At 56.8% G+C, this 20,776-nt stretch carries 16 protein-coding genes and 1 other annotated feature; of the genes, 12 read left to right on the forward strand and 4 right to left on the reverse strand.

Annotation, left to right across the window (positions count from 1 at the left end; genetic code table 11):
- Window positions 1–110: 110 nt before the first annotated feature.
- From KI367_RS12805 to KI367_RS12830, 6 genes are all read left to right on the forward strand, one after another.
- Window positions 111–1,067 carry a carbohydrate ABC transporter permease gene (locus KI367_RS12805; RefSeq protein ID WP_212950070.1) on the forward strand — a complete coding sequence of 319 codons (957 nt, stop codon included), beginning with the start codon at window positions 111–113 and terminating at the stop codon, window positions 1,065–1,067.
- Complete coding sequence (locus tag KI367_RS12810; RefSeq protein ID WP_212950072.1) at window positions 1,064–1,933, forward strand: carbohydrate ABC transporter permease; 870 nt, start codon at window positions 1,064–1,066, stop codon at window positions 1,931–1,933. Before KI367_RS12805 ends, KI367_RS12810 begins: the two co-directional genes overlap by 4 nt.
- Window positions 1,934–2,070: 137 nt before the next feature.
- Window positions 2,071–3,795: a sensor histidine kinase gene (locus KI367_RS12815; RefSeq protein ID WP_036707467.1), complete on the forward strand. Its 1,725-nt coding sequence runs from the start codon at window positions 2,071–2,073 to the stop codon at window positions 3,793–3,795.
- A 35-nt stretch (window positions 3,796–3,830) separates the two neighbouring features.
- Entirely contained in the window at window positions 3,831–5,192 is a 1,362-nt protein-coding gene (locus KI367_RS12820; RefSeq protein ID WP_036707469.1) for an ABC transporter substrate-binding protein, read from the forward strand.
- Between the two features lie 7 nt (window positions 5,193–5,199).
- On the forward strand, window positions 5,200–6,807 hold the full coding sequence (locus tag KI367_RS12825; RefSeq protein ID WP_306433236.1) for a response regulator: 1,608 nt from the start codon (window positions 5,200–5,202) through the stop codon (window positions 6,805–6,807).
- Window positions 6,808–6,890: 83 nt separating this feature from the next.
- Window positions 6,891–8,150: an SGNH/GDSL hydrolase family protein gene (locus KI367_RS12830; protein WP_212950076.1), complete on the forward strand. Its 1,260-nt coding sequence runs from the start codon at window positions 6,891–6,893 to the stop codon at window positions 8,148–8,150.
- A 102-nt stretch (window positions 8,151–8,252) separates the two neighbouring features.
- Here KI367_RS12830 and KI367_RS12835 read toward each other — a convergent pair whose 3' ends face one another.
- A complete protein-coding gene (locus tag KI367_RS12835) occupies window positions 8,253–9,167 on the reverse strand; it encodes an NADP-dependent oxidoreductase (RefSeq protein ID WP_212950129.1) in 915 nt (304 codons plus the stop codon).
- Window positions 9,168–9,348: 181 nt separating this feature from the next.
- Here KI367_RS12835 and KI367_RS12840 point away from each other — a divergent pair, with 181 nt between their 5' ends.
- On the forward strand, window positions 9,349–10,230 hold the full coding sequence (locus tag KI367_RS12840) for a LysR family transcriptional regulator (RefSeq protein WP_212950078.1): 882 nt from the start codon (window positions 9,349–9,351) through the stop codon (window positions 10,228–10,230).
- 289 nt (window positions 10,231–10,519) lie between these two features.
- Entirely contained in the window at window positions 10,520–13,105 is a 2,586-nt protein-coding gene (locus tag KI367_RS12845; protein WP_212950080.1) for a xyloglucanase, read from the forward strand.
- A gap of 107 nt (window positions 13,106–13,212) precedes the next feature.
- Here KI367_RS12845 and trpS read toward each other — a convergent pair whose 3' ends face one another.
- A complete protein-coding gene (gene trpS, locus KI367_RS12850) occupies window positions 13,213–14,223 on the reverse strand; it encodes a tryptophan--tRNA ligase (RefSeq protein ID WP_246536884.1) in 1,011 nt (336 codons plus the stop codon).
- Between the two features lie 263 nt (window positions 14,224–14,486).
- Window positions 14,487–14,787: a binding site (T-box leader), on the reverse strand.
- Window positions 14,788–14,976: 189 nt separating this feature from the next.
- Between trpS and KI367_RS12855 the strand changes: the two genes are divergently transcribed.
- Window positions 14,977–15,576, forward strand: coding sequence for a VanZ family protein (locus KI367_RS12855; protein ID WP_212950082.1), 600 nt, complete (start codon window positions 14,977–14,979; stop codon window positions 15,574–15,576).
- Between the two features lie 103 nt (window positions 15,577–15,679).
- On the opposite strand, the gene KI367_RS12860 is transcribed toward KI367_RS12855, so the two are convergent.
- The gene (locus KI367_RS12860; protein WP_212950084.1) at window positions 15,680–16,993 is read right to left on the reverse strand and encodes a glutamate-1-semialdehyde 2,1-aminomutase; all 1,314 of its coding nucleotides are present in this window, start codon (window positions 16,991–16,993) and stop codon (window positions 15,680–15,682) included.
- Between the two features lie 64 nt (window positions 16,994–17,057).
- Window positions 17,058–18,116: an LCP family protein gene (locus KI367_RS12865; RefSeq protein WP_212950086.1), complete on the reverse strand. Its 1,059-nt coding sequence runs from the start codon at window positions 18,114–18,116 to the stop codon at window positions 17,058–17,060.
- 184 nt (window positions 18,117–18,300) lie between these two features.
- Between KI367_RS12865 and bcp the strand changes: the two genes are divergently transcribed.
- The 3 genes from bcp to KI367_RS12880 all read left to right on the forward strand — a co-directional run bounded on the left by bcp (window position 18,301) and on the right by KI367_RS12880 (window position 20,770).
- Window positions 18,301–18,762 (forward strand): thioredoxin-dependent thiol peroxidase, encoded by a 462-nt coding sequence (gene bcp, locus KI367_RS12870; RefSeq protein WP_212950088.1) that lies wholly within the window; start codon window positions 18,301–18,303, stop codon window positions 18,760–18,762.
- A 240-nt stretch (window positions 18,763–19,002) separates the two neighbouring features.
- Complete coding sequence (locus KI367_RS12875) at window positions 19,003–19,470, forward strand: MarR family winged helix-turn-helix transcriptional regulator (protein ID WP_052146821.1); 468 nt, start codon at window positions 19,003–19,005, stop codon at window positions 19,468–19,470.
- 25 nt (window positions 19,471–19,495) lie between these two features.
- Window positions 19,496–20,770: a YhgE/Pip domain-containing protein gene (locus tag KI367_RS12880; RefSeq protein ID WP_212950090.1), complete on the forward strand. Its 1,275-nt coding sequence runs from the start codon at window positions 19,496–19,498 to the stop codon at window positions 20,768–20,770.
- The last annotated feature ends 6 nt before the right edge of the window (window positions 20,771–20,776 follow it).

Below are 20,776 nucleotides of genomic sequence, written 5' to 3' on the forward strand. Positions count from 1 at the left end.
CGCGGTTGCCGTCAGGCCCGAAGGACTCTCCCGGAGCAGGCCGGATGCAGGCACGAGCCTCATTCCGGTCTGCTCCGGGCATATCAAAAGCGACTTCATGGAGGTGCGTCATGGCAGAACCCGTCACCGCCGCGCGGCCCGTTTCGGCAGGCAAGCGGCCGTTCTGGACCGAGCAAAGGCGAAGCCGGTTAACGGCTTATACGTTCATATCGCCTTTTTTTATTTTGTTTGCGATTTTCGGCTTGTACCCGATTTTCTTCACGATCTATTTGTCTTTTTTTAAATGGGATGCGCTCGGGCCGATGACCTATGTCGGCATGAAAAATTACGACCTGGTCACCGGCGATCCCTTGTTTTGGACTTCGTTCACGAACACGCTCATCATGGGCGTCATGGGCACCGTTCCGCAGCTGATTATAGCCCTGCTGTTGGCGGTTATGCTGAATTCGGCGATGACCCGGTTCAAGAAAACGTTCCGCGTCCTTTTTTTCATGCCCAACATTACGTCCATCGTGGCCGTCACCCTCGTGTTCAGCACGCTGTTCGGCAACAACGGCATGATCAATTGGCTGCTGAACCATATGGGCATGGAGAGCATGGCGTTCAACTCCGGGTGGTGGGGCGTCAAAATCGCCATTTCCACGATGGTCATGTGGCGCTGGACGGGCTACAACGCGATCATTTTCCTGTCGGGCCTGCAGAGCATCCCGCTGGACCTGTATGAAGCGGCGCGCATCGACGGCGCCAATCGGCGCCAGCAGCTGCTGTACATTACGATGCCGCTTCTGAAGCCGTTCATCGTGTTCGTTACCCTCATTTCGACCATCGGAGCGCTGCAGCTCTTTACGGAGCCGTACGTGTATCTCGGACAGTCGGGAACGGGCTCCACGCGCGAGGAAGGCATCACCATGGTAACCTATCTGTACAGCGAAGCGTTCCGCAACGGCTTTTTCGGCACGGCGGCCGCGACCGCGGTCATGCTGTTTATCATTACGATCATCTTTTCGATGATCAATATGTGGGTATCGAACCGCATGGAAGGCAGTACGGGAGGTGGCAAAGCATGAGCTCGAGCAGCTGGTCCCAACCTTCGAAGGCCCCCGGCGGAGCCGGAATTTTCGGCAAAACCGCATTTTACGTCCTGCTCATCGCAGGTGCCCTGATCTCGATCTTTCCGTTCTACTGGATGTTCGTCATCGCCACGAACGACCGCGGCGCGGTTTTCCACATTCCGCCGCTCTTGATGATCGGAGGCGAGTTTTTCAACAATTTTCAGCGCGTGCTGGAGCGGACGGATTTTTTCCAGGCGCTGCTGAATTCCCTGTTCGTCTCGTCGATGGTGACGGTATCCGTCGTTTTTTTCTGCACGCTGGCGGGGTATGCTTTTGCCAAATATGAATTCCCGTTCAAAAACGCGCTTTTTTATTTCGTCATCGCCACCTTGTTCGTGCCGTCGCAGCTCAGCGTCCTTCCGACGTACATCATCATGGCGAAGCTGCAGTGGATCGACACGTACCGCGCCTTGATCGTTCCGGCCATGGTCAACGCGTTCGGCATTTTCTGGATGCGGCAGTATGCGGCCACGGCGGTGCATTCCGAGCTGATCGAGTCGGGGCGCATCGACGGGGGCGGGCATTTCCGGATTTTCTGGAACATCGCGGTTCCGGTCATTACGCCGGCCATGGCGACGTTAGGCATCCTGAATTTCATGAACGTATGGAACGACTTTTTCTGGCCGCTCGTGGTGCTGAAAAACAGCGAGCATTTTACGATCCAAATCGCGCTGCAGCAGCTTTTTGCCAACCGGGACGGCCTCGATTACGGCATGATCATGTCCGCGACCTTTACGGCGACGCTTCCGCTGTTGATCGTGTTCCTGCTGTTCAGCCGCTGGGTCATCGCCGGCCTGACCTCCGGCGCGGTCAAAAGTTGAAGTTTCCCGCTTGGTGCCGGCAAGCCCGGCACTGCTTGCGGCGGGACCTTCGCCCGAAAACGTGTCATGCAAGGAATATTCAACCTGATGAAGAATAATAGAGTGAAGCCACAGATCAAGGCGCAGGAGGGACTGCCATGAAGCTCCGCCGCAAAATCTTGCTTGCTATTATTCTTCTTGTGTTTATCCCGGTTATCGTCATGGGCGTCGTCTCCTATTACAATTTTTCGAGCGCGATGGAAAAGAAGTCGAGCAATTTTTATTGGATCTCCCTCCTGGAGACCGACCGGAAGCTGAAATTCGCCCTCAGCGAAATCAACTCCATCTCGAATGCGGCGATCACGCAGCCGGCCATCCAGCAGGCGCTTAAAAACCACGGCTCCGGGTTGACCTATGACCGCAAGCAGGAAATCAACAATCTGCTCATCAACCATCCGATGATCGCTTCGTTCAGCCTGTATTCCAAAACGGATCTCGTCTACCAATACAACGCGCCGTTGCCCTACGGGGACATGAAGCGGCAGGCATGGTTCGCCGACATGGAAAAGGCCGAAGGCAGGCCGGTCTGGTCCGGTCCGGGAGAAAACGGCTCCGCCGCAGGGGGAAAGCCGGTCATGATCCATGCCCGCGTCATCAAAGACTACTACTCGCTGGAGGATATCGGGTATTTGGTCATTTACGTGAAGCCGGACATTTTGGACCAGGTATTTTGGGAGTCCGCCACGCTTAAAAGCGGGGATATTTTGCTCGTGAACAAAGCGGGCAGCATCGTGTTCAACAAATCCGGGGGCCATGTGGGCGAAAAGGTGCAATTTCCGTTTTTGTCGGACGGTTACCGCCAGGAGAAGGATTACTACGTCGATACATACCAGCATGAAAAATCGCTCATTACCTTTTTGCCGTCCCATAACGAGCAGTGGTACCTGGTCGCCGTTACCCCGCTGAAGCTGATCCGCTCCGAGTCGGTGTCGATCCGCAACATCGCGGTCATATTGGTGCTGTTTTCGCTCCTGTCGGCGTTATGGTTCGACCAGTTTTTCATCCGCAGGCTCGTGCGCAGCATCATCAGCGCGGTCAACGGCATGAAGCGGGTGAAGCAGGGCATTTTCGTGCCGATCCAGGCGCATGTGGAACGCTTCGACGAGACCGATCTGCTGATCGACGGCTTCAACCGCATGAGCAGCCAAATCCAGGAGCTGCTTCAGCAGGTGGAAACCGAACAGACCCGCAAAAAAGAAGCGGAAATGCAGGCGCTGGTCGCCCAGATCAACCCGCATTTCATATACAATTCGCTGGAGTCCATCAACTCGATGGCCGTCCTGGCCGGCAACCGGGATATCAGCAAAATGGTCGTCTCGCTCGGCAAGCTGCTCCGCATCAGCATCAGCGAGAACCAGGAGCTCATCACGATGAACATGGAGTTTGAGCATGTCCGCCATTACATGAACATCCAAAAATACCGCTTCGAGGACCGCTTCGAATACGAGCTCGTGCTGCCGGAACCGCTGAAGCTGTTCATGACGCAAAAGCTGATCGTCCAGCCGATCGTCGAAAACGCGCTGTACCATGCGATCGAGCCGATGGAAGGCAAAGGCCTTATCCGGATCGAAGCCAGGGATGCGGGCGGGGACATCATCATCGACGTGACCGACAACGGTCCGGGTTTCGATGAGCATACGCTGCGGCATTTGGCGGACGACAAAGCGGGCGGCGCGAAAAAATACCGCGACAGCGGCGTGGGGCTGAAAAACGTGCATGAACGGCTGCGCATCCGGTTCGGCGGACGTTACGGCATTCTCGTCTGCTCATCACCGGGCTGGGGTTCGGTCATCCGGATCCGGCTGCCCAAAATCACGCCATGAGATGGGATACCGGAAGCGGAAGGGGGGAGCGGGACGTGAAGCGAGCGCACTTAAAAAAATGGCTGAACTGGAGCTGGGCCCTGCTGTACGCGGCGGTGCTCACCGTCACGGTTACGCTGGTGGCCAGGAGCAACCACGGCGGGATCGAGGAGCAGACCGAAGAAAAAACGACGCTGACCTTCCGCCATTTCTGGATCGCCGAGCATGACCGCCCGATGCTGGATATTTTCGAGGATGTCGTCCGGCAATACGAAAGCAGCCATCCCAACGTCAAGGTGAATTTCGAGGGCATGGACCAGACGATCCACCGGGAACAAAAGCTGAAAAGCGAAATGGTGACCGGCGCGCCGCCGGATATGTTCGTCCTGTTCGGCGGGGCGGAGATCGAGCCGTATCTCCGTTCCAACCGTCTGATGGACCTGACGGCGTTCGTCCAAGAAAACGGCCTGGAGAAGGAATTCAAAGATTTGAAGTTATGGACCTACGATCAGCGCATTTACGGCCTGCCGATCGAGGGGAATGCCGAGCCGCTGTACGTGAACACGGAAATTTTCAACAAGCTGGGCTTGGCGCTTCCGGAAACGCTTTCCCAGCTGGACGAAGCCGTGACGGTGCTGAAAGCAAGCGGGTATATCCCGTTTGCGCTCGGGAACGAGGACCGGTGGCCGGCGGCGGTGTTTGCCCATTATTTGATGGATCGTTACAGCGGCCCGGAGCAAATCGACGGGATCGTCCAAGGGAACGCCGGAGCGGTATTCGACAACGACGGATATCTGAAAGCGTTTGAACAGTTGGCGGAATGGGGCAAGGAAGGCGCCTTCGGGCCGGACCCGAACGGTTTGTCCACCGAGGAAGCGATCGGCCTGTTCACGCACGGCAAAGCCGCCATGTACCTGAACGGGAACTGGGACATCACCTTGTTCCACAACGAGAAGGCGCCGCCGGACTTCCAAAACAAGGTGGGCGTCCTCCCGTTTCCCGCGCTGCATCCGGGAGGGGAGCGATCGATCGCGGGAGGATACACGTTCGGCATCGGCCTTTCCTCGAACTTGACGGCGGCGCAGCAGAAAGCGGCCCTCGAGCTGATGAAGGCGTTTTATTCGGAGGACGTGCAGAAACGAATCGTGTACGAAGGGCTGCGCATCCCGTCCATGCGGATCGACTTCGATGCGCAAAAGACCGGTCCGGTGTTCACCCAGGTGACGGGACTCATGGAACAGGAGGCGCAGACTTTTGCGCCGTATGACAACATCCTTTCGCCCGAGGTCAAATGGTCGTTCCTGGCCGCGGTGGAGGAGACGATCAGCCGGCGGATCGCTCCCGATGCGGCGCTCCGCCGCATGGATGATTCGCTGCGCCGGTATTGGAGCCTGCGCAGCAGCTCCGGGTTGAAATGAGCAGGAGGTGAGGGAGTTGGGGGGATCCGGAAAATATAAAGTCATTCTCGTCGACGACGAACCGATCATTCTCCGCAGCCTGCAGGCGGCCATCGGCTGGGAGGAGCTGGGGCTTGAGGTCGCCGGAACGGCACGCAACGGGGAAGCTGCGCTGAAGCTGATCGAAGCGCATGCGCCGGATATCGTCATCAGCGACATCCGCATGCCGGGCATGGACGGGATCGCGCTGATGAAGGAAGTGCTGGCAGGCGGTCCGAAGCGGATCTTTATCGTCATCAGCGGCTACGGCGAGTTCGAATATGCGAGGGAGGCGCTGCGCCAAGGGGCGTTCGACTACCTGCTGAAACCGATCGACCACGAGGAGCTGACAGGCATGCTTGAACGGGCGGCGGCGCAGCTGGATGCGCGGATGGAAAACGAGCGGCTGCTGCACTCGGCCAAGGCGCTATCCGTCATGGCGCGCGAACGGTTGTTTGCGGAATGGATCGAAGGCAACGACCGGCCGCTCGGGCATATGCAGTGGATGGAAAACAGCGAGCTGGAGCAGGAATACGTGATGGCCGTCGTGCAGCTTGACCGTTATCTCCGCCTGAACGAGCAATGGATGATGGACGAGAAACGCCTGTGGCTGTTTGCCATCCGCAACATTTTGGAGGAATGGTCCCTGCAGCATGGCGCGCTGACGATGTTTCCTTTCCACAGCGGCGAATGGATCCTTTTGTTCCCGTCGGGAGGGCAAGCGGATGCCGCGGCGCTTGGCCATGACCTGATCAGCCAGATCAAGAAATACGCCAAGCTGGGTTGTTCCGTCGGCTTAAGCCGGCCCTGCACGGGGATCAGGCAGCTGAGCGCGGCTTATCAGAGCGCCACGCGGGCGTTGTACCGCCGTTTTTATTCCGAACGGGAGGGAGTGTTTGCCGACGAAGAGGGGCAGCAGGCTGAGGCCCGGCCTTCGGACCTGAAGTATCCCCGGCAGCTGGAGAGCGTTTTGGCGGAAAGCGTCCGTATGCTGGACCTGCAGCGGATGGAGGCGGCTTTTGACGATTTGAAGCTGTACATCGAACGCCATGCCGCCGCTAAAGATGCAGCCGAACGGCTGCTTGTGGAAATCGCGGTCGTTTTGTATAGGCAGCTGGAGTACGCAAGCGTGCTTGCGGACTGGCCGCTGGACGGGCTGATTCAGGCTCTTCACGAGGCCGAACATTTGCAGGAAGCGATCGACATGCTGAAAAAGGCTTTTGGGGGACAAATGGAAGAGAGCATGAAAAGCCAGACGAAGGAGGACGCCCGCTCCTTGATCGAAAAGGCCAAGCTGTACATGATGAACCATTACCATAAGGATCTCGGCATCGAAGAGGTAGCAGAAGTGGCGGGGCTGAGCATCAGCCATTTTTGCACGCTGTTCAAGCAGGCGACGGGATACACGTTTTTGGAATATTTGACCGAATGCAGGATGGAAAAAGCGAAGTACATGCTCAAGCATACGAGCGTCAAAGTCTACCAAATCGCGCCGATGGTCGGCTATCAGGACCCGAAATATTTTACGCAGGTGTTCAAAAAAGCGACGGGACGCACGCCGTCCGAATTCCGCGAAGAAAGCAGTTACTCCGTCTAGCAGAAGATGGTAAAATGGGAGAAAGCCCTGCGCCGCCAAGGTGGAAAGGGCTTTCATAGGCGAAAAGAGGAGTGATGGATCGGATGCGAAAGTCTATTCAAAGGTACATATCGGCCGTTTCGGCGGCGGTGCTGATGTCTTCCCTGCTGCTGGGAGCGGCGTCGGCCGCGCCGGAATCGGCGAAAGCTGACGAGAAGCAGCCTTACCGCATCGTGGCGCTTGGCGATTCGTTGACGGTGGGTTACGAACCGGGCAAAGGCGAAAAGGAACGCCCTTACGGGTTCGTCGACCGCCTGCAGGAACAAGCGCTGCTGCACGGGCGCGCGGAAACGGTGAACGTCGGCATCGCCGGGCTGAAGAGCAAGGGGCTGGAAAACTTCGTGGAAGCCGTCAAAAACGGCCAAGCGATTTCGGCCGACGACATCCAGCCGAAGCTGCCCGACCCGCGCGCGTCCCAGATCGGGGCCGCAGCGCCAGAGACGAAGGAAGCGCTTGAAACCGCGGATGCCGTTACGATCACGATCGGCGGCAACGACATGTCCGAGCTGCTGACGACGGCTGGAAAAATGTCCGATGCCGATCTGCAAGCCCGCGTTCAGGAGCTTTTCAAGCTGTACACCGACAGCGTCGGCGCGGTCATCACGGATCTGCATGAATTGAACCCGGATGCGCTGATCGTCGTCGCGGACCAATACCAGCCCCTGCCGGAAATCGCCGACAAAGCGCTGTATCCGAAGCTCGGCAAAGCGGCCGAAGCCTTCACCGGCGTGATCGACCAGATGGCCGCCGGTTTCGCGGCGCAAGGGGTCGAGGTCAAAGTCGCCCATGTCGCCAAGGAATTCGTCGGCGGGGAAGGCACGATGACCCATATGATCAAGGATCATGATTTCCACCCGAACCAGCTCGGCTACGAAGCGATGGCCAAGGTATTCTCCGAAACGATTTGGGGCAGCTATACGAAGCTGGCGGTGCATGAAGCAGGAACGCCCATGGGCATTTACGTGGGCGGCAAAGAGCTGAACACGCCTTACAAGCCGGTCATCCGGCAAAACCTGAACTTCGTGGCGATCAAGGATATCGTGGACGCGGTCGGCGCCACGTCGACATGGGACAATAAAACCTCCAGCGCAACGATCACGCACGAAGGGCACAAGGTCGTAATTACGATCGGATCCAAAACGGTGAAAGTGGACGGCAAGGACGTTCCGATCGATGCCGCGGCTTTCCTGAACAAAGCGGGCAAAGAGTCGAAAACCTACGTGCCGGTTGCGGCCCTGGCGCAAGGCCTGGGGCTGGACGTACAGTACGTAAACAAACTTAGAACGGTATTCATCAATCCATAATCAGAGGTCAAAAAAACCAGCTGCTTCGGCCATCATCCGGCCAAGCAGCTGGTTTTTTTGTAATGCAGGGAAACGCCAAACCTCCGGCGGCTTTGAGCACGGTTATCCGACGGTAAGAACGATCTTTCCGCGGCCATGGCCCTGCTCGATTTCGCGATGGGCGTCCGCCGCCTGCTCCAGCGGGAACGTTTGCCGGACATGAACGCGGAATTTTCCTTGTTCGTACCAGTCGGTTAGCTCCGCCAACCGCTGGGCCGAACGCTGGTTGCGGATCATGCGGACTCCGAGCTGGGCCGCGAGCTCGAAGGAGACGATCGTGCCGATCCGGTTTTTATCGGGGACAAGATCGACGGAAGCTCTCAGCGCGTCTTCCCCGGCGGCATCCAGCGCCGCATCCACGCCGTCCGGAGCAAGGGCCCGGACCCGTTCGGCCAGACCTTCCCCATAGGCGACGGGGATGGCGCCAAGCGAGCGGAGATAATCGTGGTTTTGCGGGCTGGCGGTGCCGATCGGGGTCGCCCCCCACAAGGCGGCCAGCTGTACCGCGGCCGAACCGACGCCTCCCGCGGCCGCATGGATCAGGACGGTATCCCCCGGGCCGACGCCGAGCTCCTTTAAGGCCGTGTACGCGGTCAACCCGCCGGCCGTTAAAGCCCCGGCTTCCTCCCATGGCATATTCCGGGGCTTGCGGACGATCTGATCGGCTGGGACGGTCACATATTCGGCATAACAGGAAAGGAGCGCCCAGCCCAGCACTTCGTCGCCGGCGGCGAATGCCGTGACGCCTTCGCCGACCTGGTCGATGACGCCGGCGAATTCATTGCCAAGGATTTGCGGATAGACGATCCGGCGCCCGGACGGCGCCCAGCCGTTTTTCCGGACTGCCACATCGAAAGGCTGAACGCCTGCCGCCTTGACCCGGACCCTCACTTCTCCCGGCCCGGCTTCCGGCAAGTCGAAATGGACGACTTGCAGCACATCCGGCGCTCCGGCTGAATAAAATGCCGCAGCTTTCATTTGTCGCTTCATGGTTTCATCCGCCTTTCTGTCTGTTCTATGTCTGAGCCGTGTTTCACACGATTGCGTTTTTTAAGCATCGCATTGCTTCAGGGATTATTTTATAATGAACTCTAGATAATGAATAATATATATATCCGTATTTATTAATATACTGAAGTGTATCAATGAGGTGGGGAAAATGGAGTTTCTGCAGTTGCAGTATTTTCGGAAGTTGGCGGAGCTGGAGCATATGACCAAAGCGGCTGAGGAGCTGCATATAGCCCAGCCCGCTTTAAGCAAAACGATTTCCAGGCTTGAAGAGGACGTAGGCGTGCCGTTGTTCGACCGCAAAGGACGGCAAATCCGTTTGAACGCTTACGGCAAAGCGTTTTTGCGGAAAGTCGACACGGCCCTGCAGGCGCTGGAAGACGGGCGGAAGGAAGTACAGGATATGGCGGGGCTTGAGCGCGGCCGCATTTTTGTGGCAACCACGACGCATAAATGTTTCTCTGATGCGATCGGCGATTTTATCGCCCGGCATCCCGGGGCAAGGCTGCACATATCCCAGGCTTCGGAGACGGAAAAAATCGGAAAGCTGCGCAAGGGAGAGTTGGATTTGTGCATTACGTTCCCGCCGATCCGGCAGCCGGACATCGAAGGGATTCCGTTTTTGACGGAACGGATATTGCTGGCCGTCCCGCATGGGCACCCTTTTGCGGGCCGCAGCAGCATTCGTTTGGCGGAAGCGGCAGCGGAGCCGTTTATCTGCCTCAAGTCGGAAAACCCGTTTCGGACGATGACGGATGATTTTTGCAGGCAGGCCGGCTTTGCGCCGAACATCGTCTGCGAGGTGGATGAGCATTCCGCGGTCGGGCATTTTCTGCGTGCCGGGATCGGCATTGCTTTTCTGCCGGAGACGCTGCTTGAGAAGTTCGATGCTCCGTTTCACGTGCTGGAAATCGTTGAGCCGGAATGCATCCGCACCTACCAAATCGCCTGGATGCGGAACCGTTACCTCTCGGCAGCGGCCTGCGAGTTTCGCGATTTTATCGTGCGGCGTTTTGCGTCGATCAGCATGTAAGCGGACAATAGGCCAATGGCTTCATGTCTAATTTTTACATGAAAATTGATCTAATTATTAGGGTGTTTTTTAGGGAAACAGTCCCCTTAAAATGAATATACCGTTCTTCAGAAATCGCTTACATAAGGAGCGTTGCAGCTAGGTCGTCGGAAGGACCGAAGGACGAATGCAAGGCGTTGGAACCCGGAACGATGTCGGAAGGATGGGACCGGCCGGCAAAAGAAGCTGGGACCCATTCTTTCTCACAGCGGTTTCAAACTGGCGAATTCATGTTTAAGGAGGGAGATTCATGTTCAAGAAGACGTTAAGTTTGGTGCTTGCGGCGATGGGCGGACCGTCCGTTTCGGCCAAGCCGGAAGGAGGCGGCAAAGGCTCGGCGCCTTCCGGGCAGGGTTACAGCTGGGAACGGGTGAAGGTCGTCGGCGGAGGCTTTGTCCCGGGCATTGTTTTTAACCCGAGCGAAAAGGATCTGATCTACGCCCGGACCGATATCGGAGGAGCTTACCGGTGGGATCCGGCCTTGAAAAAGTGGAAGCAGCTGCTCGATTTTGTCGGGGCCAAGGAATGGAACATGCTTGGCGTCGATACGCTCGCGACCGATCCGGTGGAGACGAATCGCCTGTACGTGGCGGCCGGCACGTATACCAACGACTTTACCGACATGAACGGGGTGCTGCTGCGTTCGATGGACAAAGGAGAGACGTGGCAGCGCACGGAGCTTCCTTTCAAACTCGGCGGGAATATGCCGGGACGCTCCATGGGCGAGCGGCTGGCGATCGATCCGAACGATAACCGCATCCTGTACATGGGCACCCGCAGCGGCAACGGGCTGTGGCGGAGCTCGGATTACGGGGCGACCTGGCAGAAGGTGGAGAGCTTTACGGCGGTCGGCAACGTTCGAGATCCGTATAACGACCTGGTGGGCGTCGTATGGGTCACGTTTGATCCTTCCACGGGGAGCAGGGGAAAAGCGACCCGGACGATTTATGCCGGGGTAGCCGATACCGAACATAGCTTGTATCGCAGCACCGACGGCGGCCAGACGTGGGAACCTGTGCCTGGACAGCCGGCTCAAGGTTTCATCCCGCATCACGGCATCCTGTCCGCGAACGGAAACCTGTACGTGACGTACACCAAGGAAGTGGGGCCGTATAACGGAGGCGAAGGTTCCGTATGGAAATACGAGACCGTTTCCGGCAAGTGGACTGACATTAGCCCGACGGGGGCGGGGAAGACCGACAGCCCTTACGGCGGCTTGGCCGTGGATGTGCAGCATCCCGATACCGTCATGGTCGCAACGATGAACAAATGGTGGCCGGACGAGTTCATCTACCGAAGCACCGACGGCGGCAAGACATGGAAGCCGTTTTGGACGCTTGATGACGCCAAGGACCCGGTCCGGACCAATCAATATACGATCGATTATTCGCTGGCTCCCTGGCTGGATTGGGGAGAGAAAAAGAACCTGCCGGAGCAGAATCCGAAGCTGGGCTGGATGATCGGCGACCTCGAAATCGATCCGTTCGATCCGGACCGGATCATGTACGGCACGGGAGCGACGCTGTACGGCTCCAATAACGTGACGGCGCTGGACAAAGGGCAGAACGTCAACATTTCCGTTATGGCCGACGGGATAGAAGAAACGGCGGTAATGGGCCTGATCAGCCCGCCGTCGGGGGCGCATCTGCTGAGCGCCATGGGGGATATCGGCGGCTTCCGCCACGAGGATCTGACCCAGGCGCCGCCGATGATCACCAATCCGTATCTGGGAACCAGCACGGATATCGACTACGCCGAGCTGAACCCGAACATCGTCGTTCGCGTCGGCAACAGCGAGGGCTCGAATCCGAGAATGGGCGTCTCCATGGACAACGGCAAAACGTGGAGACCGGCTGCCAACGCCTGGGTTTCGCCGTCCAATGACGCGACGCAGGGCGGTTATGTTGCGGTCGGTGCCGACGGCTCATCCATGGTCTGGAGCCCGTCCAATGCGGCGGACCCCAAGCCGGTGAGCTACTCGAAAGACCTGGGCGCGACCTGGAAGGCTTCGTCCGGCATCCCAAGCGGCGCCAGAGTCTCCTCCGATCGGGTGAATCCGAAGAAATTTTACGGCATCGCGGACGGCGTATTCTACGTCAGCGTGGACGGCGGGGCGACCTTTGCGAAGGCGGCAACCGGATTGCCGACGTATTTGACCAGCAATTTCAAGGCGATGCCGGGAGTGGAAGGGGACATTTGGGTAGCCGCGGCAGAGGATAACACCGATCGGGACAGCCCGTATGGACTTTGGCATTCCACCGATTCCGGAAAGACGTTTAAGAAATTGGATCAGGTTCAGGCCGCCGCGGCCATCGGGTTCGGCAAAGCCGCGCCGGGCCAAAGTTACATGGCGCTGTACGCCCATGCCTCCATCGGCGGCCGGGACGGCATTTACCGCTCGGACGATGCGGGCAGAACGTGGATTCGCATCAATGACGACCGGCATCAATTCGGCGCGGCGAACACGGCGATCACCGGTGACCCGAGAGTGTACGGACGGGTGTATTTGGCCACGAACGGCCTGGGGATCGTGCTCGGCGAGATGGCTGGGACTCCGGGGACGGCAGCGCCCGTGATCACGGTGGACGGCAAAAATAAAAAGCAAAACAACAGGAACTACGTGCTTTCCGGCCATGTCAGCAAGCCGGTGGCCGATGCCCGGATCAGCGTTCGCTTGAATGGCGGCGAGCCGATGTATCTCAAGGTAAACAACGGCAAATTCAACGGGAAGCTCACCTTGGCAAGCGGCACGAACCGTATCGTGCTCGAAGCCGTCGATAGCGACGGGAACAAGGCAAGCGTTGAAATGACGGTAGAATATAACGCTAAAAAGTAGGAGCAAAACGAAAGGGATAGAACAAAAAGGGATGCCCCGGTCCACCGGCCGGAAGGCATCCCTTTACTATTTTGCAAGAATCAGGCGGGTTGCCGTCCGATTCCATCCTATTTGAAATAATGGATCCCCATAGCCTCGCGTACCTCGCCCATCGTCTGCCGGGCAGCGCTCCGAGCTTTGGCCGTGCCCGCCATCAGCACTTCGTCGATATATCGCGGACGATGTTTGTATGTTTCGCGCCGTTCGCGGATCGGCTGCATTACGTCCTCGATCGCATCCGTTACCATGCCTTTGCAGGCGGCGCAACCTATGGCGCCTTTTTGGCAGTTTTCCCGGATGTCTTCGCTGCCTTCAGGGCGGAAAATGCAGTGGTAGCCGAACACCGTGCATCGATCGGGATGGCCCGGATCGGTTTTATGAATGCGCGCGGGATCGGTCTTCGCCTTTCGGATTTGCATGCTCACTTCCTCGGGAGAAGCGTCCAGCGTGATGGCATTGCCGAGGCTTTTGCTCATTTTGCTGCCGCCGTCGAGTCCGTCCAGACGTTCGCCGACGAGAATGTCCGGCTCCACCAGCACGGGGGCGTATAATTCGTTGAATCGGCGCACGATTTTCCGGGCCTGCTCGATATGCGGAATCTGATCTTCCCCGGCCGGGACAAGCGTCGCCTTAAAGGCGGTAATGTCGGCCGCCTGGCTGACCGGATACCCGAGAAAGCCGTAATAGAGATCTTCGTAGCCGCGTTCTTTGGCTTCATGTTTGACGGTGGGATTATGCCGCAGCGAGCTGACCGTGACGAACATCGAAAAGATAACGGTCAGCTCGGCGATTTCGGGGATCATCGACTGCACGAAGATGGTGGAGCGCTCCGGATCGATCCCGACGGACAAGTAGTCCAGCGCGACTTGGCGCACGCTTTCGGCAAGCAGTTCAGGCCGATGGAAATGGGTCGTCAGCGCCTGCACATCCGCGAGCATGATATAGGTCTCATATTGCCGCTGCAGCTGCAAGCGGTTTTTGAGGCTGCCGACGTAATGGCCAAGGTGCAGCTTTCCGGTCGTGCGGTCTCCGGTCAATACGATCTCCCGTTTGGTTTGCGTTGTCATTTGGGTTGTCATTAGAATTCCTCCTAAGGGTGAAGTTGTTCTTTTTCGTTCCGACGTTGAGCCGCCACCAACCGTCCTCCATGGCCATCACCTCCCATAAAAATCATATGAACCCTAAGCCCGAATTCCAAAGCGGCCATCCGTGAAACCTGCTCGGCGAAAAAAAGGACTGCGGTTGCGACGGACGCATTCCATGCCCTCCCCGATGTTCCCGAAATCAAAAAAGGCCCCGTCCTGCGAAAAGCGGCATGCCGGGATTTCCGGTCATATCGCTTTCCAAGGACGAAGCCGTCAGCTTCGCGGTGCCACCTTGTTTGGCCGCTCTTTTCCATGGGAAAAGGCCGCCCTGCTCATCAGGTACGGAAGCGGCAGCCCTTTAAGCTCCTCTTCGATACCCTGCCCCGGTTAACGGTGGGGACACGCCGCCCGTCCTACTAATCGCCGCCGAAAATCGCGGTTTACGTTCAGACCGGTCGCTCCGAAGCCCACTTCCGCCAACGCAGCCACCGGCTTGCACCACCCGCCGGCTCTCTTGAGGCTCGCTGTCCGCGTACTCTTCTTCATCATCGCGAATATGGGGTTCATTGTACCGCATTTGCCGGCAAAAGGGAATAGGCTTTCGATCGAACGCATCTTCTTTAAGTTTCTTTAGGTTTTTTTGAAAAATAGCAAAGACCTGCAGGGTATCCTGAAATCAGGAACGGCGAAAATGCCTGAATCGAGACATAGCTTAGGATAGGAAGCATGCTAAGGAGGACTATTTCCATGTATGACCAACAACTGCGAGATGAACGATATCATCAGCAAAATAACGATGCCGGGGCCCGCCCAGCCGATTCGAATCCGGCCCATGCGGCGATCAAGCTGGGCGTGATCCTGCTGTTCGTCGTGTACCTGTACGCGCTCGTCAAAATCATCCTGTTCAAATTCGGCAGCATCAGCCCGGTGTATTACTTGCGGGAGCTGATCGATCATATCCTGCATCCCGGGATGATCGCCGACCGGCTTCGGATGGTCAGCAATCTTATGCCGCTCCGGGAGATCGAGGGCTACCTCCGCGACCTGGGAGACGGGGTCAGCTTCATGAACTTTTTCGGAAACATCGCCGCGTTTATGCCGCTCGGCTTTTTGCTGCCGATGGTGTGCGGCGTCCGCTCGATGACGCTTCCCAAAGTCCTATTGTTATCCTTTGGCGTCAGCCTGGCGTTGGAATCGCTGCAGCTCGTCCTTTTTATCGGCACCTTTGACGTCGACGACATCATCATGAATACCGCCGGGGGGCTGCTGGGATACGCGGCATACCTCGTGCTGTATTTTCTTTTGAAGCAAGGGGAGCAAGGAAGGAGCAGAAATCAACCGTTTTAAACGGCAAAAGCCGTCCCGGGTCGATCATTAGACCTTTCGGGACGGCTTTTTTATAGTCATGGCATCGCGAACTCGAATTGTGCGTTGCCTTTGGCGCCTTATCTTATTTTTTGCTCATTTCGCGGAAGGAGGCGTCGGCCGCTTCGAGCGTGTCGATGATATCCTGCTCGGTATGGGCCGTCGTCAGGAACCAGGCTTCATATTTGGATGGCGCCAGGTTGACGTTGCGGTTCAGCATGTTGCGGAAGAACGCGGCAAATGCTTCGCCGTCCGTATCCTGCGCCTCGTCGTAATTGGTGACCGGATGGTCGCAGAAATGCGTGGACAACGAACCCCGGATCCGGTTGATCGTCAGCGGCACGCCGTATCGGTCGGCCGATGCCTGCAGTCCGTCCGCAAGCTTGGCGGCCAGGCGGTCCATCTCTTCATAGACGCCTTCGCCCTGCAGCACTTCCAGGCAGGCGATGCCCGCCGCGATCGAAGCCGGGTTGCCGGCCATCGTGCCTGCTTGGTATGCCGGGCCGAGCGGCGCGACCTGCTCCATGACTTCCTTGCTGCCGCCATAAGCGCCGATCGGCAGCCCGCCGCCGATGATTTTGCCGAGCGCGGTCAGGTCGGGCTTGATCGCCTCATGGTTGGCCAGGCCCGCAAACGTTTGGGTCGATCCGTAGTGGAAACGGAAAGCGGTGATGACTTCGTCGTAAATGACGAGCGAGCCGTTATCGCGGGCCAGCCGGCAGAGCCCTTCAAGGAATCCGGGCTTCGGCATGACCATGCCGAAGTTGCCGACGATCGGCTCGACCATGACGGCGGCGACGTCTTTGCCCCAGGTATCCAGCGCTTGTGCGAGGCCGTCCAGATCGTTGAACGGAACGGTGATCACTTCCTGCGCGATGCTGGACGGCACGCCCGCGCTGTCGGGGGTCCCGAGCGTGGAAGGCCCGGATCCCGCCGCAACCAGCACGAGATCGGAGTGGCCGTGGTAACAGCCGGCAAATTTGATGATCTTGCTCCGGCCCGTATACGCGCGGGCGACGCGGATCGTCGTCATGACCGCTTCGGTGCCGGAGTTGACGAAACGGACCTTGTCCATGGAAGGGATGGCTTCTTTGAGCATCCGGGCCATGCGGATTTCAAGTTCGGTCGGCGTGCCGTACAGCGTGCCGTTTTCCGCGGCCTGCGTTATCGCCGCCGTGATGTGGGGATGGGCATGTCCGGTAATGATCGGGCCGTAGGCCGCCAAATAATCGATGTAGCGGTTGCCGTCTTCATCCCAGAAGTAAGCGCCTTTGGCTCTCTTCATAAAGACGGGCGCCCCGCCGCCTACCGCCTTAAACGAACGGGAAGGGCTGTTGACGCCGCCGACGATGTGCTGAAGTGCTTCCTGGTAAAGCTGTTCGGAACGAGAACGATTCATTGAATTTCAACTTCCTTTCGATGTATGTGACAATCCTCCATTTAGAAACACAGGCGGGCAGCCGTCAATCGCTGCTGCCCGTACTGCCGCTTTTGCCGGACGTGGCGTCCTGCGATTCGGTATTGGTTGTTCCGGACCCGGCGGTTCCGTCGCTGGAAACCGGTACCGTGGCCGGTTTGTTGAAAACGTCTTGAATATAATCCTTCAATTTGGATTCGCTCGATACGGTAAGCACCGCCGCTCCGCCGATGGTTCTTTCTTTGAGCAGCTTCATGGGCGGAATTTGCTCGCTGCCGGCCATCTGGCTTTTGTAGCCGACCGTCGCCAGCTTCCACATGTCGTTCACCGATAAATTCGTATCGATGTATGGACTGACCTCCTCCAAAATATCCGGAAGTTTCATGATGGAGGTGGTGGACTGCATTTTTGCGGCGACGGCTTTCAGGAAAGCGCGCTGGCGCTCGGTCCGGGAGAAGTCCGAAGTCGCGTCGTGGCGGAAACGGACATATTGCAGCGCCGTTTTTCCGTCGAGATGCTGCATGCCTTTTTTCAGGTCGATGTCGTATTCGTGTTTATCCGCGGCGCTGGGATAATACATGTCTTTTTCCACGTAAAAATCGACGCCGCCGACCGCATCCACCAGCTTGATAAAGCCTTGGAAGTCGGTGTAAACGTAATATTGGATCGGAATGCCGAGCAAATCGCCGACCGCTTTCATGGCCGTGTTCGGACCGTGGGTGATCGCGGTGTTGATTCGGTCCTTTCCGTGCTCAGGAATGTCCGTGTACGTATCTCGCAAGATGGAAAACAGATGAATCCGCTTTTTGACCGGGTCGAGGGAGGCGACCATCATGCTGTCCGACCTGGGAATCTCGCCTTCGGAGATGCCGCGGGCATCCACGCCCATGAGGAGGATGTTGACGGGTTCGGTGCCTTCCCATTTGGGAGGCTCGGGGACTTTGGCTTCGACGGGAGTCACGTTTTTAAAAGGGGAGGCTTCGCCGGTTTTTTGCAGGCCCTGCAAACCGTTGTATATCGAAGTAAAATAATATACCGCGTAGCCGATGACGGCTACCAAGATGATGGCTATAATCCATAATATCGTTTTTTTCCTTGAAGTCATTCCTTCTCTTCCTTTCAAGTTATGCTGATAAAGGAGGCTTTTGCTGTATCATTCGACAATTTGTAGGATAAGGATTCATTTATTATAATTTTTTTTGACAATACAATCAATTTTACCTTGGGATATTGCATTTGATGGCACCCGATGTTGGCATGGATTGCCTGCCGAAAGGAGCACGAAGAATATGACAGAACTGGCGATCGGACAAGAGGTTCCGGATTTTACCCTCCCGGCATCCAGCGGCGCGGACGTTACGCTGAGCAGTTTCCGCGGACGAAAGGTCGTTTTGTATTTTTATCCAAAAGACATGACGGAAGCCTGCACCAAGGAGGCTTGCAGCTTCCGGGACGCGCACCCGTTGCTGGAAGAGAAGGGGGCGGTGGTGCTTGGCATCAGTCCCGACCCGATCAAATCCCACGGCAAGTTTACGGAGAAATACGGCCTGCCGTTTCTGCTGCTGTCGGACGAGGATCACCGGGTGAGCGAGATGTACGGCGTCTGGCAGCTGAAAAAGATGTACGGCCGCGAATATATGGGCATCGTCCGCTCGACCTTCCTCATCGATGAAGACGGCAAGCTGCTGAAGGAATGGCGCAAGGTGAAGGTCAAGGGCCATACCGAGGACGTCCTGTCCGCTTTATCGTAAACTGTGACCCAAAGATCCCGGCGCTGTGCAGCCTCATGGCGGACGCCGGGATTTTTGGCGTTTCGCTCAGCCTGCTCCGGCTGTTTCCGCAGTGAGTTCCTAAGAATATAAGTTAGAATATTCTAAGCAAACCATGGTGAAATTTCAGTGAAAACAAATGTAAACACATCATTATCCATTTACAATTTAGAATATTCGAAGTATAATGGTGATTATCCGGTAAGGAAAGAGGAGAATTACATGGATAAGCAGCCTGAAATTACGGTAGATATGTTATTTGATGTATACAGCGAGCTGTCCCGAAAAATGACTGGCCAGCGCATTCGTGCCTTGATGGATCATCTGCGCAAGCACGAATTGTCCCTGAACCAGTTTTTTATATTGAATATCATCGAACGGGGCGGCGCATGCCTGTCGAGCCATCTGGCGAGCCATTTGAAGCTGAAGGCGGCGTCCATTACGTATTTGGTCGATTCGCTGGAGAAAAAGGGGCTTGTGGCCCGGACGGAAAATCCCAGCGACCTGCGAAGCCATTTCATCAGCTTGACGGACGAAGGGCATGAAATCTCCTCTTTCCCGTTCGAGCATTCTTTTGCCGCTGACTTTTTCAAAAAGCTCAGCCAGGATGACCTCGAGGTTCTGTACGTGATGATGCGGATCATGAACCGTAAATTGGACTCGGAATCAAGCGATATGCAAAAAATATGAATCATAACTTAAGGGAAGTGTTATTTTGAAAAGGTTACTGAAGGTTAAAATCGCCTGGTTCCCGGTGTGGTGCACGGCCTTTCTCATGCTTTGCATGCTAAGCATATATTTGCCCGTATTCGGCGGGCAGTCGCAAAGATTGACGGATTTTCCGCTGATCGTGGTGAATGAGGATCAAGGCGCCGCCTCGGTGAACATGGGCCAAAAGATCATGGACAATCTGATCCAAACGCAGGACGGACATTCCTTTAAATGGACGATCGAGTCCGGCAGGGAAAGAGCCGTCGAACAAATCAAAAACAACAAGGCATACGGGGCGCTTGTCATCCCGGCCGACTATTCCGCTTCGCTGTCCGGCGTGCAGAAATCGCTGATGACCGGAAAAACCGGCGGCAAACCTGCACGGATGGAGATATTGGTAAACGAAGCGGGCGGACAGCTCGCCTCCTCGGTCGCTACCACCGCGCTTCAAACGGTCGCCTCGACCGTGAACGCCGGCGTCAGCCAGCAAATCAAGGCGGGCATGACGAAGCTCGGCCTGGAGGTATCGCCGCAAGCGGCAACGCTGCTGGATAACCCGGTACAGGCGAAGACAACCAATGCCTTGGGCTTGACGGGGAACATCAACAAAGGGATGACGCCTTTCGTGGTCGTCATGATCTCGTCGATCAGCGGACTGCTCGGGGTCAACATGATCCACGGATATGTGGAAAAAATCGCCGAAAACATGAGACGCAAAGGTCATCGCCTAAGCCATGCCAAACAATTGCTGACCGAAATATTGCTTGGAGTCATTACGTCGGTGCTCGTGACTTCGGTGATCATGAGCTTCGTGTTCGGCGTTTTCGACAGCGCGCATACGACGGCCGTTTGGCGCATTTATCTGTTCCTGCTGTTAAGTTCCCTCACGATGTTTTTCTTATTCAAAATGCTCAGCCTGTTCCTCGGCAAATGGGGGATGCTTGCGATGTTCCCGGTCAACATTATGGGGATCTTCGGGAGCGGCGGCGCTTTTCCCGTCACGACGCTGCCCGAGTTTCACCGCGCGCTCAGCTCGTTTTTGCCGACGCGGTACATGGTGGACGGGTTCCGCGCCTTGTTTTATTACGGCGGCCATATGGAAGCCGGGCTCGGCACGGCGCTGCAATACATCGTTACCTATTTGATCATGTTCCTGTTCCTTTGCGGAGCAAAGGTCATCATGGCGCATCATCAGGATAAAAAGGGCGCTGCCGCCGAGGCGGTACAAGAAACTTCCGCATCCAAAGGAAACGAAATGGGCGCTTTGGCCGCGGAATAATGCCAA

It is taken from the genome of Paenibacillus cookii (assembly GCF_018333375.1).
GTDB classification, from domain to species: Bacteria; Bacillota; Bacilli; order Paenibacillales; family Paenibacillaceae; genus Paenibacillus_AQ; species Paenibacillus_AQ cookii.

Excerpts from the sequence above, each read along its gene's own strand:
- KI367_RS12875 (WP_052146821.1), top strand. The coding sequence starts at position 19,003 with ATGGATAAGCAGCCTGAAATTACGGTAGATATGTTATTTGATGTATAC.
- KI367_RS12865 (WP_212950086.1), bottom strand. The coding sequence starts at position 18,116 with ATGACTTCAAGGAAAAAAACGATATTATGGATTATAGCCATCATCTTG.
- KI367_RS12855 (WP_212950082.1), top strand. The coding sequence starts at position 14,977 with ATGTATGACCAACAACTGCGAGATGAACGATATCATCAGCAAAATAAC.
- KI367_RS12805 (WP_212950070.1), top strand. The coding sequence starts at position 111 with ATGGCAGAACCCGTCACCGCCGCGCGGCCCGTTTCGGCAGGCAAGCGG.
- trpS (WP_246536884.1), bottom strand. The coding sequence starts at position 14,223 with ATGACAACCCAAATGACAACGCAAACCAAACGGGAGATCGTATTGACC.
- KI367_RS12840 (WP_212950078.1), top strand. The coding sequence starts at position 9,349 with ATGGAGTTTCTGCAGTTGCAGTATTTTCGGAAGTTGGCGGAGCTGGAG.
- KI367_RS12830 (WP_212950076.1), top strand. The coding sequence starts at position 6,891 with ATGCGAAAGTCTATTCAAAGGTACATATCGGCCGTTTCGGCGGCGGTG.
- KI367_RS12860 (WP_212950084.1), bottom strand. The coding sequence starts at position 16,993 with ATGAATCGTTCTCGTTCCGAACAGCTTTACCAGGAAGCACTTCAGCAC.
- KI367_RS12815 (WP_036707467.1), top strand. The coding sequence starts at position 2,071 with ATGAAGCTCCGCCGCAAAATCTTGCTTGCTATTATTCTTCTTGTGTTT.
- KI367_RS12845 (WP_212950080.1), top strand. The coding sequence starts at position 10,520 with ATGTTCAAGAAGACGTTAAGTTTGGTGCTTGCGGCGATGGGCGGACCG.
- KI367_RS12810 (WP_212950072.1), top strand. The coding sequence starts at position 1,064 with ATGAGCTCGAGCAGCTGGTCCCAACCTTCGAAGGCCCCCGGCGGAGCC.
- bcp (WP_212950088.1), top strand. The coding sequence starts at position 18,301 with ATGACAGAACTGGCGATCGGACAAGAGGTTCCGGATTTTACCCTCCCG.
- KI367_RS12835 (WP_212950129.1), bottom strand. The coding sequence starts at position 9,167 with ATGAAAGCTGCGGCATTTTATTCAGCCGGAGCGCCGGATGTGCTGCAA.